This window comes from Anabaena sp. UHCC 0451, assembly GCF_034931405.1.
In the GTDB taxonomy this organism is placed as follows: domain Bacteria; phylum Cyanobacteriota; class Cyanobacteriia; order Cyanobacteriales; family Nostocaceae; genus RDYJ01.
Genome location: NZ_JAYGHA010000020.1, coordinates 71343 through 83348 on the forward strand (window position 1 = coordinate 71343; position 12006 = coordinate 83348).

At 36.3% G+C, this 12006-nt stretch carries 14 protein-coding genes; 1 reads left to right on the plus strand and 13 read right to left on the minus strand.

Going from position 1 to position 12006, the window contains the following annotated elements; translation table 11 throughout:
• Nucleotides 1-69 precede the first annotated feature (69 nt).
• The 6 genes from ureC to VB694_RS15320 all read right to left on the minus strand — a co-directional run bounded on the left by ureC (nucleotide 70) and on the right by VB694_RS15320 (nucleotide 5696).
• Nucleotides 70-1776 (minus strand): urease subunit alpha, encoded by a 1707-nt coding sequence (ureC, locus tag VB694_RS15295; RefSeq protein WP_323361180.1) that lies wholly within the window; start codon nucleotides 1774-1776, stop codon nucleotides 70-72.
• A 42-nt stretch (nucleotides 1777-1818) separates the two neighbouring features.
• Entirely contained in the window at nucleotides 1819-2124 is a 306-nt protein-coding gene (locus tag VB694_RS15300) for an urease subunit beta (protein ID WP_323361181.1), read from the minus strand.
• Nucleotides 2125-2216: 92 nt separating this feature from the next.
• Nucleotides 2217-2519, minus strand: a complete 303-nt coding sequence (ureA, locus tag VB694_RS15305; RefSeq protein ID WP_323361182.1) for an urease subunit gamma — start codon at nucleotides 2517-2519, stop codon at nucleotides 2217-2219.
• 18 nt (nucleotides 2520-2537) lie between these two features.
• A complete protein-coding gene (locus VB694_RS15310) occupies nucleotides 2538-3377 on the minus strand; it encodes an urease accessory protein UreD (RefSeq protein WP_323361183.1) in 840 nt (279 codons plus the stop codon).
• A 101-nt stretch (nucleotides 3378-3478) separates the two neighbouring features.
• Nucleotides 3479-4765, minus strand: coding sequence for a photosystem II assembly protein (locus tag VB694_RS15315; protein WP_323361184.1), 1287 nt, complete (start codon nucleotides 4763-4765; stop codon nucleotides 3479-3481).
• The gene (locus tag VB694_RS15320) at nucleotides 4758-5696 is read right to left on the minus strand and encodes an SPL family radical SAM protein (RefSeq protein WP_323361185.1); all 939 of its coding nucleotides are present in this window, start codon (nucleotides 5694-5696) and stop codon (nucleotides 4758-4760) included. The genes VB694_RS15315 and VB694_RS15320 overlap by 8 nt, the downstream gene beginning before the upstream one ends.
• A gap of 207 nt (nucleotides 5697-5903) precedes the next feature.
• Here VB694_RS15320 and dcm point away from each other — a divergent pair, with 207 nt between their 5' ends.
• Nucleotides 5904-7223, plus strand: coding sequence for a DNA (cytosine-5-)-methyltransferase (gene dcm / locus VB694_RS15325; protein ID WP_323361186.1), 1320 nt, complete (start codon nucleotides 5904-5906; stop codon nucleotides 7221-7223).
• A 23-nt stretch (nucleotides 7224-7246) separates the two neighbouring features.
• Here the strand turns inward: dcm and VB694_RS15330 are convergent, their stop codons facing one another.
• The 7 genes from VB694_RS15330 to groES all read right to left on the minus strand — a co-directional run bounded on the left by VB694_RS15330 (nucleotide 7247) and on the right by groES (nucleotide 11844).
• Nucleotides 7247-7924 (minus strand): NgoBV family restriction endonuclease, encoded by a 678-nt coding sequence (locus tag VB694_RS15330; protein WP_323361187.1) that lies wholly within the window; start codon nucleotides 7922-7924, stop codon nucleotides 7247-7249.
• 206 nt (nucleotides 7925-8130) lie between these two features.
• Nucleotides 8131-8481, minus strand: a complete 351-nt coding sequence (locus VB694_RS15335) for a DUF5615 family PIN-like protein (RefSeq protein ID WP_323361188.1) — start codon at nucleotides 8479-8481, stop codon at nucleotides 8131-8133.
• Nucleotides 8482-8484: 3 nt separating this feature from the next.
• On the minus strand, nucleotides 8485-8811 hold the full coding sequence (locus VB694_RS15340; protein ID WP_323361189.1) for a DUF433 domain-containing protein: 327 nt from the start codon (nucleotides 8809-8811) through the stop codon (nucleotides 8485-8487).
• Nucleotides 8812-8926: 115 nt separating this feature from the next.
• On the minus strand, nucleotides 8927-9331 hold the full coding sequence (locus VB694_RS15345) for a type II toxin-antitoxin system VapC family toxin (protein WP_323361190.1): 405 nt from the start codon (nucleotides 9329-9331) through the stop codon (nucleotides 8927-8929).
• The gene (locus tag VB694_RS15350) at nucleotides 9332-9622 is read right to left on the minus strand and encodes a hypothetical protein (RefSeq protein ID WP_323361191.1); all 291 of its coding nucleotides are present in this window, start codon (nucleotides 9620-9622) and stop codon (nucleotides 9332-9334) included.
• 150 nt (nucleotides 9623-9772) lie between these two features.
• Nucleotides 9773-11410 carry a chaperonin GroEL gene (gene groL / locus VB694_RS15355; RefSeq protein WP_323361192.1) on the minus strand — a complete coding sequence of 546 codons (1638 nt, stop codon included), beginning with the start codon at nucleotides 11408-11410 and terminating at the stop codon, nucleotides 9773-9775.
• 122 nt (nucleotides 11411-11532) lie between these two features.
• Nucleotides 11533-11844, minus strand: a complete 312-nt coding sequence (gene groES / locus VB694_RS15360; protein WP_323361193.1) for a co-chaperone GroES — start codon at nucleotides 11842-11844, stop codon at nucleotides 11533-11535.
• Nucleotides 11845-12006: the final 162 nt, after the last annotated feature.

The window sequence follows — 12006 nt, forward strand, 5'->3', positions numbered from 1 at the left end:
GGAATATGGGTATTATTTCCTATTAAATTGAGCTACTTAATCGTAATCTGTAGATTGTTCAGTCATAATCTAAAACAAAAAGTACCTTTGTGCCATTGGTAAAACTGTCGCAGGTTCACAGGTTAATAACTCTCCATCTGCGCGAACTTCATAAGTTTCTGGATCAACTTCAATCTGAGGTAAAGCATCATTTAATTTCATATCTTGCTTAGTAATTTGCCGAGTTCCAGAAACAGCAACAATTGATTTTTTCAACCCTAACATTTGGGGAATTTCTCTTTCTAAACCAGCTTGAGAAATAAAAGTTAATGATGTCGCGTGACGCGCACCGGCAAAACTACCAAACATCGGACGCGAATGTACAGGTTGAGGAGTGGGAATACTAGCATTAGCATCTCCCATTTGTGACCAAGCAATCATTCCCCCTTTAATAACTATTTCTGGTTTGACACCAAAAAACGCAGGTTGCCATAAACACAAATCAGCGATTTTCCCCTCTTCCACAGAACCAACATACTCAGCAATACCATGAGTAATTGCTGGGTTAATTGTGTATTTAGATACATATCTTTTAGCTCGCAGATTATCGGCTATACTATCTCCCGCAAGACTTCCCCGTTGTACCTTCATTTTATGGGCAGTTTGCCAGGTTCTAATTATTACCTCTCCGACTCTTCCCATTGCTTGGGAGTCAGAAGCAATCATACTAAATGCGCCTAAATCGTGCAGAATATCTTCAGCAGCAATAGTTTCCCGACGTATACGTGATTCAGCAAAAGCTACATCTTCGGGAATGCTAGGATCAAGATGATGGCACACCATCAACATATCTAGGTGTTCATCTAATGTATTCAGAGTGTAGGGACGAGTCGGGTTAGTGGAAGAAGGTAAAACGTTGGTTTGTCCACAGACTTTAATAATATCCGGTGCGTGTCCTCCCCCAGCGCCTTCTGTATGGTAGGTGTGAATAGCGCGATGTTTAAAAGCGGCAATAGTATCTTCCACAAAACCAGCTTCGTTGAGAGTATCCGTGTGAATTGCTACTTGTACATCATATTCATCAGCCACGGTCAAACAAGTATCAATTGTAGCGGGAGTAGTTCCCCAGTCTTCATGGAGTTTTAACCCCATTGCACCAGCTTCGATTTGTTCTATTAGTCCTTGAGGTTGACTGGTGTTACCTTTACCTAAAAATCCCAGATTGACGGGGAAAGCATCAGCCGCTTGTAGCATTCGGTAAATATTCCAGGGTCCAGGAGTGCAAGTTGTGGCATTTGTTCCTGTAGCTGGTCCTGTTCCGCCACCGATCATGGTGGTAATACCTGATGCGATCGCTACTTCAATTTGTTGGGGACAAATAAAATGAATATGACTATCTATTCCCCCCGCAGTCACAATCATTCCTTCACCGGCTAAAGCTTCCGTTCCCGGTCCAATAATGATATCTATATTGTCTTGAATATAGGGATTTCCGGCTTTACCAATTTTGTGAATTTTGCCGTTTTTGATGCCGATATCTGCTTTAACAATACCCCACCAATCGAGAATCAAAGCATTAGTAATTACTAAGTCTACAGCACCATCAGCGTTAGAAATTGGAGATTGTCCCATTCCATCCCTGATGACTTTTCCTCCTCCAAATTTCACTTCGTCGCCGTAGGTTGTGAAGTCTTTTTCTACTTCTATAAATAGTTCGGTGTCTGCTAATCTAATTTTATCGCCTACTGTTGGTCCGTAGGTGTCAGCGTAGGCGCGGCGGTTCATTTTGTAGGGCATTTTTTTATCCTTTTTTTATCACGCAGAGGCGCAGAGAGAGGTTTAGAGGTTTCCGTTGATTTTGTTGTTGAATCCATAGATTTGACGACTACCAACTAGGGGAATAAGGGTGATTTCTTTTTCGTCTCCTGGTTCAAATCTGACTGCTGTTCCGGCGGGGATATCTAATCTCATTCCTCGCGCTTTTTCTCTGTCAAAATGGAGGGCTTTGTTGACTTCGTAAAAGTGAAAGTGTGAACCAATTTGTATGGGTCTGTCTCCTGTATTTGCTACTATTAATTTAGTAGTTGGACGATTTTCATTGAGTTCGATTTCTCCTGGTGGGGTGACGATTTCGCCTGGTATCATAATTTTTCCCTAATTTAAAGGTTTTCTAAAAATTCTACAAATGGTTTGAAAGCTTGTTGATTGGTAATTTTTTGGTTCTTACTCCTTTTATACTATCTAATAGGATTATGTACAGTTACTAATTTTGTTCCATCAGGAAAAGTTGCCTCTACCTGTACTTCATAAATCATTTCTGGTACACCTTCCATGACATCATCTCGTGTTAATAAAGTTGTTCCATAACTCATTAACTCTGCTACAGTTTGTCCGTTTCTTGCACCTTCTAAAATTGCCGCAGAAATATAAGCCACTGCTTCAGGATAATTTAATTTCAAACCTCTTTCTTTACGTCTTTCTGCGACTAAACCAGCGGTAAATATTAATAATTTATCTTTTTCTTGGGGTGTCAGTTGCATTTTTTTCTCCTAATTAGTTCAAGTTGGCCACACTCTAGGTATACAATTACCACGATTTAACAACGATACTCGCAACATTTGCCAAATATTTGTAAACCAATTTCTGACTTCAGATGTAGAATTACCACGATATCGACACAAAAATCCATGTTCTAACCGAGTTACCCCAGCATCAGAATTGTGCATAATTAAAGAACGTGCTTGTTTAATAATTTCTGGGGAGATGGGAAAACCAACCCAAATGAAACTACCAACAACGGGGTTTCCTGCTAAACCGTGGGGACTGTGAAATACTTCTTCGCTACCGGGTAAATATTGCCTATCAATCCATAATGGGATATTATTCTGCCAGATTTCGGTGTGCGATCGCATCTCTCCCTGTACAAATTTCTCTCCTCTCGCTGTTCTTCCTAATCTCGTAATTTCCCACCCCAAAAAGCTGCTTCCCGTCGCTAATTCTACCCGCAAATCCTGCTGATAAACTGCACCGTTAAATAAAATAGTTTCTTGGGGTAAATATTCTAAACAAGCACCTGCATCAACTTGAATATTTACAGTTTGTTTTGCTATTAAACCGTTACTACGATATATTTTACCAGCAGCAGCGGTAGTAATTAAGACTTGACTATCTGCTTCTAAGTGAATTTGGGAAGATAAGCGATCGCCCCCCACAACGCCCCCAGCCGTGTGTAAAATCACGCTATGGCAAACTTCTTGTCCTTCTGGGTAAAAGGGGCGTTGTACCTTAAATGGTGCTTGGTTATGGTTATAAATTAACTGGGTAGCATCGTGGCGTTTAGCATAGACTAAGTTAAGTTTTCCATACCAACCTGGCTTTGTTCCTGGATTCTGTGTCATTTATATAAATGAAAATTATATTTTATTTAAAATTAGACATTTTGTAAAAGTTTCAGAAAGAAATCTTTAATTTTAGATAAATTTGGCTGATAATATCTTGTCTATGGTTTTTTCGCTAAGATTATATAATCATCTAAAGTATAGCTTGACTCATATTTCTGTCTAAAATACTTTTGGATGATCGGAGACATATACACTTGTTTAGGTAGTTTCTCTCTCGCCAATTTAGCAAATTTAGCAGCAGATAAAGGTATTCTGGAATCAGTTGAGGTTAAATACTTATACCAAACCAATTCTAATTCAAGTTCTGCTACAAATTTGCATACTAAATTTTTTTCTTGGTTTTTATCTTCAAGTTTCTGCGTATTATAAATTTTAAATAACTTTTTATCTTGCACAATTAACAGTACATAACCTTCATTATTTAAACTTTGAGCAAATATTTGTTTATATATCTTATTTGCTTCCTGATTTTTAACTGTATCGTTAAAAAAACAATGGGAAATAACTATAAAATCAAAAAACTTTTTGGGGATATTATTAGATTTTTCATTCCAGGTAAATATGTCATCAGTCACAAAGCGAAAATAAGTATTTACGGGACTAATACACGATTCAATATATCTTCTCCAAAACTGAAGTCCTCGATATTGGAAAGCATCTTGTTTTTCTAAAGAATAATAGGATACGTGCATTTGGGGAATATTAAAAAAGCTGCTACAACTTTGGAGAAATAAAGCCAAACCATAAGCTGTTGTTCCAGGTCCAGCAGCAATATCAAGAATATTCAATTTAGTTGGTAGCAAATCATCCTGATAAATTAAAAACCATGCTAAATAAAGACAATATACATTTTCTAAAAAATATTTCATAAAGTAGACATGAGGAGTTAAACTAAAACGGTAGTCTGGATCTTTTCCCATTTTTAAGCCATTAATATCCTCCAAAGCATCTTCTAACTTAATTGCTAATTGTTTATCAGAAATCTTACTAAATTCTTCTTGAAGATATTCCACGAGTCTAATTTCAAAATCTTCAAATATACGCTCATCAATTCCAGTTACTTGTAGTTTATATTCATCATGCTGTAATAATTTACAACCTTTGTTAATATACGTAATAAATTCCGTATCTGGTTTTAATAAAAAAGTAGATTTTTGTTGTGATGTTTCTGTTAGTTGTTTTCTTAAATTTTCAGCATCTCGTTTATTTTCTTGAAAAGTACGTTCAAGTTGCAGTTTATCTCTGAATAATTTCTCTAACCAAGAAAAATTTGCACCTGATTTTTTAATCTCCTGTAAAATTTGTACAGCACTTCGGGTATCACCACGTTTTAATGCTGATTTAAATTGCTGACTTCTCCACCAATTAATAATAAAATTACTCATAACCAAAACCGTCTTTTCCTTCTTTTATTTCCACACCCGGAAGCTGAGAGACTAACTTTTTTTTAAATCTCTGATAACTAAATCTCTCAGAATTATACCACCAAGCATACTTTTGTTTAATTTCTTCAGCTTCTTGACGAGTTCCTGCGACAAGAGAACGATTATTGTTAGGATGAAAATCTTGAATTACTACTCTATCTGCAATAGCTAATTTCTGAATAAAAGCATCTTCATCTGTTATTAATGTTGGGAGTAAAGGTGTAATCGTAATAGAAAGTTTAGGAATAAAACCTTTAAAACTATCAATACTTTGTCTGATTTTATTAATAGCATTTAATCTGGCTTTAATACTAGGAGAACGGGGTTCAAAATCTCTTCTCACGGCTTCGCTACCTGTGGGAATACTCATATTAATTCGCAATCGTTGAAACCTTTGTAAATAATCAATATCTCTAGTAATAATAGGACTGCGAGTTTGAATTACTAAATTTGGAGTTGCATAACCGTTATCTCTCACATCAAGCATTACCTCTAATAACCTGCGAGTTAATTGATGTTTAGACTCCAAAGGTTGATAAGGATCTGTTACACTACTCATGTAAATTATGGGAGGTTGATTGGGATTTTTCCGATACCATTTTTCTAGCTCTTTTTCCAAAATATCAGCCGCATTTTCTTTATAAATTACCCATTTACCCCAGTCTTGACGCATTTGAGAATTAGGACTAAATGCAGCAGCATAGCAATAACTACAACCATATTGACAACCCCGATAAGGATTGAGAGTAAAATCATAAGCAGCAATAAACCCAGTCGCTTTTGTTAGCAGTGATTTTGCATTTTGGGCGTAAACTGTAGTATCCCCAAATTTTTCACGCACGCATTTTGTAGGAGTTTCGCCGTTATAACCTTCATACCCTGGTTTCGCCATATTTCAATATGTTATTAAGTTAATAGATGCTAAAAATGCTATTGAATATATTTAAATATAAGCACTGCTAAGACACAAACGTATATTCACGTATTTTTCTGTTTTTTTCTAAACATAGAGAAAATAGTAAGTTGAAATTAAGAATGTTATTTAAAACGTATATATTATGTTAATATAAAAATTGTTTGTTGATATTAATAGCTAACAATGTCTACCACTATTAAATTTATTGATTTATTTGCAGGGATTGGGGGAATGAGATTAGGCTTAGAAAAAGCCTGTCAATCTTTAGGAATTCACAGCGAATGTGTTTTAACTTCTGAAATTAAATCCACAGCAATTAAAGTTTATCAACAAAATTTTAATGAAGGTAAAATCTGGGGTGATATCACTGAAATATTAAGTCAACAAATACCTGATTTTGATGTTTTATTAGCTGGGTTTCCCTGTCAACCTTTTAGTAGTGCAGGAACAAGACAAGGATTTTTAGATACTAGAGGAACTTTGTTTTTTGAAATTGAACGTATTTTAAAAGATAAATCACCTTTTGGATTTTTATTAGAAAATGTTGAAGGCTTAGTTCAACATGACGATGGTAGAACATTAACAACTATTATAAATAAATTAGAACAATTAGGTTATCAAGTTAAATGTGATGTTTTGAATGCTAGAGATTTTGGTGTTCCTCAAGATAGAAAAAGAGTTTATATAACTGGAACTAAGACAAACCCTATTTCTTTAAATTTTCCTAGAAATAATAAATCTGTATTATTAAATATTTTACAAACAGGTTGTCCAACTTTACAAACAAATTTTGTCAAAAAATTATTAGCACAATATTCTCTTGATGAACTTTATGGTAAATCTATTAGAGATAAAAGAGGAGGAGAAGATAATATTCACAGTTGGGATTTAGAATTAAAAGGAAATGTTAGTATAGAACAAAGAGAATTACTAAATTTATTACTAAAACAAAGAAGAAGAAAAAATTGGTCTGCTAAAAAGGGTATTCAGTGGATGGATGGAATACCGTTAAGTTTAGATGAAATTGAAACTTTTTATCAACATAAAAATTTAAAACAAATATTAGATGATTTAGCAAATAAAGGTTATTTAAAATATGAGCATCCTAAAGATATTCAAGACGTAGTAAATAAAGATGGTAAAACAGTAAAGAAAAGAGAATATAGACTTGATTTACCTAAAGGCTATAATATTGTAGTTGGTAAACTCAGTTTTCCGATTAATAAAATACTTGATCCTCATGATATTGCACCAACTTTAGTAGCTACTGATATGCAGAGATTAGCAGTAGTTGATGGTAAAGGGTTAAGATGTTTAACAATTAGAGAGGGATTGAGATTATTTGGTTTTCCTGAAGATTATCAAATCAGTTTACCTATCAGTAAAGCATTTGATTTATTGGGAAATACGGTGGTAGTTACTGTTGTTAAAGAAATTACGGAAAGAATAGTTATTCAAAAAATGCTGTCAGTTCCCAATCAAGTCTACGTTCTAAGTAGATAAAACTAATAATCTTTTTACAAAACTTATAATTCTTCTCCTGTATGATAAAAATAGTTATTTTTAACTTTTTCTAACCAATCAGAACTTTGATTCTGTGTTCCAGGATACTTCATTAAAGTATCATATAAACCTTCAACAAAATCAAGCCTCGATTTAAATGGTTTTCTAGCTTTCTGATTTTCCGAATACCACACAACAGGTCTAATATTGACAATTTCATCTTGTTTTACCTGGCATTTAACTGAATAATCCGCTGATCCTCCCGTAATTTCCCATATCTTTTTCAACCACATTTTTCTAACTTTGAATTTATAATCTTTTAATTCATAAGCAAAAATTAAATAATCAGCATCTAACCGATATGCTTCTGTTTTTAAAGAGCGATAGTAAGCTCTAAAATTTGCTACATCAAAATTAGCTGAGGCATTATAATTAAATGTTTTTACTTCTAATAACCCTATAGTATCTGAAGTATTTAGTAGAAAGTCAGGAAATTCTTGGGTATTTGTTTTGGTTCTAAACTCAATTCTTTTTAGTCTCATCCATTCAGTTAACCATTCTTGAAATAAATCACCAATTGCACTTTTTTCATTAATTCTAACAGAGATATTTAGAAAGTTAAAAGTAATTTCTCCTTCTTGATCAGTAATCTCTTGAACCAATAAATCATAAATGTAATTAGCAATAGGATGATAAGACATACAGTGTATTAATTAATAATTAAACTTGAACATATCATCGGTATAAGAATTAACTTGATTTCTTAAGATTGTCTTTATACTAAAAATAAAATTGCTGCTACCGCTCCCTTTCTGATCAAATATTCCTTTTATGTATCCAGAACCATTGCTGTATATGGGTTTGATCTAAATTAATAGGCGATAGCGAAGCACTCCGTAGGAATCACCTATTTTTGAGAATGCTGCGGACGAATCACTCTAACTAATCTATTTTCAAGAGTACCTTCAGCAGAAATAGCATTATTGATAAGTGCTGCTTGTCTTTCTGTGTTTAAGTCTTCCTTGCAGAGGATAATTCCAAAATGGTTAGGTTGAGATCGATGCAATCGTCTGAAATCATCCCAATTTCGTGTCAAAACAGCACGTTTATCCGCGATCGCAAATTCTAGGACATCCTCATCGGGAATTCCTAATCTAGACTTTCCTGTTTCTTCAGTAGTAAGGACATCGTGACCAAATATCCGCAGCAATTCTACAATGGGCAGAGGAAAATTTTCATCGGCATAAAGACGTGCCATTTTTCAACTTTCCTCATTCCTACGAATGGCAGCCTCAATTTCCTCTAAATGAGCATCAGCATAACCCCAAGCATTGACTAAATCCTCTGCTTTCAAGTGGGGAAAATCCTGTAATATTCGAGCATCGGAAGCATCTAGACGGCGATAATTTACCAGTGACCAAATAGGGATGCGAGTATTGGCGATTCTGGCATCACCACCACACACTCCGGGAGTTTTTTCAATTCCTTGCCAAACATTGCTTAAACTTCGCACTAAGAGTTGGATAGCTTGTGCTTTTTCGGATGGACTTAATGCCAGGAGTTCTGGTTCTAAATCTTTTAAGGTCATAGATACTGTTGTTTTTGTATTTATGGCGATCTTAATTGGCTTGCATTCAGTTTGGTTACAATGCTTTTTTAGAAAAAGTTGCAACGGTTCACATTATATTTTACTAAACAATTCACTAAGAAATTAACCAATTTTCTAACTGTAAATCTTTAACTCTCTTTAAATCAGAATCCTGAGAAACTAAAATTAAATTATGAATTATCGCAGTAGCAGCTATCAAAATATCTGCATCCTGAATAATTTTACCTCTGTTTGTTAAATCAGCATGAATTTCCGATGCTTTTTCAAAAATTCTCAGATTATCTAAAAACAAAATAGGATAATCTTGACAAAATTGTTGAAACCAAGCCAATTTTTTAGTAGCATTGATTCTTAAAAGTCCTCTTTGAACTTCATAGTAAGTTATACCACTAATACCAATAAATTCACCTTGACCACGGATTTCTGTAATTTTCAATGCCACTTCAATATTCTGTTTTAGCGACGCTGACACAATATTAGTATCTAATAAATAACCCATTTAACCTCGTTTTACAGATTCATCAAAAATTTGCATTTGCTCTGGAGTCAAATCATTTAGCATTCCTGAAACTAAATGTAAAGATAAAATACTTTTAATCCGTTTCGTTAATTTCTCTTCAGAGATACTATTAACATCAGGAACTTTTAAAGGATCAAAAGTACGATTAATTACTTCCAGCATTTCCTGTCTATTTAAGTTTTCTTGATAAAGAAGATTATTGTCAATTAAAGTTTTGACAATTTCGGGTAACTTTTGATAATTCGATTGATGATTAATAATTTGAGTCATAGTTAAACCTCCTCAAAATAATATCGTTGTTGGACAAGCTGAACCCTATTATAACAGCTACAATGTCCCTGAAAAAGTAGGAATCAACAAAAAAACAGCCGCCCCCTTACGGAAGCGGCCATTTATTTAAAAGTAGGAAAAGATTAGATTTTAGTAGTCGTAATCTCCGCCACCCATACCAGCGCCAGCAGCAGGAGCGCCATCTTTAGGTTCAGGCTTGTCAACAATGATACATTCGGTTGTCAACACCATACCAGCGATAGAAGCAGCGTTTTGCAAAGCAGAACGAGTTACCTTAGCGGGGTCAACAATACCAGCTGCCAACATATCAACGAATTCGTTGGTAGAAGCATTGAAACCAATGTTGAAATCTTTTTCTTTCACTCTTTCAGCAATTACAGCGCCGTTTTGACCAGCGTTTTCTGCAATTCTCTTCAGAGGAGCAGGTAAAGCACGAACGACGATTAAAGCACCAGTCAACTCTTCATTTTTGAGGTTGCTGTTAGCCCAGGTTTCCAATTGAGGAGCGAGGTGAGCTAGGGTTGTACCACCACCGGGAACAATACCTTCTTCTACAGCAGCTTTGGTAGCGTTGATAGCATCTTCCAAACGCAGCTTCTTGTCCTTCATTTCGGTTTCGGTAGCTGCACCAACTTTCACAACAGCTACACCACCGGACAATTTAGCCAAACGCTCTTGCAGTTTTTCCTTGTCATAGGAAGATTCGGTTTCATCCATCTGACGGCGGATTTGTTCGCAACGAGCCTTAACAGCAGCTTCGTTACCTTCAGCAACAATGGTGGTGCTGTCCTTGGTGATGGTGATACGGCGAGCTTTACCCAGGCTATCCAGCTTGGTAGTATCCAGCTTTAAACCAGCATCTTCAGTGATTAGTAAACCACCAGTTAAGACAGCGATATCTTCTAGCATAGCCTTACGGCGATCGCCAAAACCAGGAGCTTTCACAGCAGCCACGTTAAGGACACCGCGTAAACGGTTAACTACCAAAGTAGCCAAAGCTTCTTTTTCGATGTCTTCAGCAATGATTACCAAAGGACGACCGGAACGAGCTACTTGCTCAAGTACAGGAACTAAGTCTTGAACTAAAGCAATTTTCTTGTCAGTTAACAAGATGTAAGGCTCATCAAAAACCGTTTCCATTCGCTCTGCATCGGTAGCAAAGTAAGGAGAGATATAGCCTTTATCAAAGCGCATCCCTTCGGTGATTTCCAATTCGGTGGTCATAGACTTCCCTTCTTCTAGGGAAATTACGCCTTCTTTGCCCACCTTGTCCATAGCTTGAGCAATCATGCTACCGACTTCTTCATCGTTACCAGCAGAAATTGCCGCAACTTGAGCGATCGCCTTAGAATCTTCTACAGGACGAGCGTGTTCAGCAATTTTTTCTACTAAGAAAGCAGTAGCTTTATCAATACCGCGCTTCAGCAAAATTGCGTTAGCACCAGCAGCCACGTTCCGCAAGCCTTCTTTAACAATGGCGTGAGCCAAAACTGTAGCGGTGGTTGTACCATCACCAGCAGCGTCGTTAGTTTTAGAAGCAGCTTGGCGAATCAAAGCCACGCCGGTGTTTTCAATATGGTCTTCTAATTCAATTTCTTTAGCAATAGTCACACCATCATTAACGATTTGTGGTGCGCCAAATTTTTTCTCTAAAACTACGTTACGACCTTTTGGTCCAAGGGTGACAGCAACAGCTTCAGCCAGAATATCAATACCACGCTCAAGGGCGCGACGGGCGTTTTCGTTGTAAATAATGCGCTTTGCCATAATCTGTGTAAGTTTTTGATTTGGTTATTTGTAATTAATTGTCAGTTCTTTGGTGGGGTGTGACTTGCCAACTCAAAGTTTTGACTTTTGACTTTTGACTTGTTAGACCCCTCATCACCCAATTAGCTGACTACTGCTAGAATGTCTTTCTCAGAAAGCAGTACATATTCTTCAGTTCCGAGTTTAACGTCAGTGCCAGCGTACTTGGAGTACAGCACCTTGTTACCCACTTGAACTTCCAATTCTTGACGGCTACCGTCATCATTCCGCTTGCCAGGTCCAAGGGCTACTACTTCACCTACTTGGGGTTTTTCCTTAGCAGTGTCGGGTAAATATAGACCACCTGCGGTCTTTTCTTCAGCGGCGGTCACTTTCACAAAAACGCGATCGCCTAAAGGTTTAACTGTGGATACGCTTAAAGATACAGCTGCCATAATTTTAATTTTCGCTCGCTTGTTAGCACTCTCGACTCCTGAGTGCTAATCTACCGAAAAGCAGCGACAAATGGCAACAAGTTCTTCTGTACGGGTTTCCGAACTAGGGACTGGGGATTGGGGACTGGGTACTGGGTAATCAATTTTATTTTTCCTAATCCC

Coding starts and splice junctions, on each gene's coding strand:
- ureC (WP_323361180.1), bottom strand. CDS start 1,776: ATGCCCTACAAAATGAACCGCCGCGCCTACGCTGACACCTACGGACCA.
- VB694_RS15300 (WP_323361181.1), bottom strand. CDS start 2,124: ATGATACCAGGCGAAATCGTCACCCCACCAGGAGAAATCGAACTCAAT.
- ureA (WP_323361182.1), bottom strand. CDS start 2,519: ATGCAACTGACACCCCAAGAAAAAGATAAATTATTAATATTTACCGCT.
- VB694_RS15310 (WP_323361183.1), bottom strand. CDS start 3,377: ATGACACAGAATCCAGGAACAAAGCCAGGTTGGTATGGAAAACTTAAC.
- VB694_RS15315 (WP_323361184.1), bottom strand. CDS start 4,765: ATGAGTAATTTTATTATTAATTGGTGGAGAAGTCAGCAATTTAAATCA.
- VB694_RS15320 (WP_323361185.1), bottom strand. CDS start 5,696: ATGGCGAAACCAGGGTATGAAGGTTATAACGGCGAAACTCCTACAAAA.
- dcm (WP_323361186.1), top strand. CDS start 5,904: ATGTCTACCACTATTAAATTTATTGATTTATTTGCAGGGATTGGGGGA.
- VB694_RS15330 (WP_323361187.1), bottom strand. CDS start 7,924: ATGTCTTATCATCCTATTGCTAATTACATTTATGATTTATTGGTTCAA.
- VB694_RS15335 (WP_323361188.1), bottom strand. CDS start 8,481: ATGGCACGTCTTTATGCCGATGAAAATTTTCCTCTGCCCATTGTAGAA.
- VB694_RS15340 (WP_323361189.1), bottom strand. CDS start 8,811: ATGACCTTAAAAGATTTAGAACCAGAACTCCTGGCATTAAGTCCATCC.
- VB694_RS15345 (WP_323361190.1), bottom strand. CDS start 9,331: ATGGGTTATTTATTAGATACTAATATTGTGTCAGCGTCGCTAAAACAG.
- VB694_RS15350 (WP_323361191.1), bottom strand. CDS start 9,622: ATGACTCAAATTATTAATCATCAATCGAATTATCAAAAGTTACCCGAA.
- groL (WP_323361192.1), bottom strand. CDS start 11,410: ATGGCAAAGCGCATTATTTACAACGAAAACGCCCGTCGCGCCCTTGAG.
- groES (WP_323361193.1), bottom strand. CDS start 11,844: ATGGCAGCTGTATCTTTAAGCGTATCCACAGTTAAACCTTTAGGCGAT.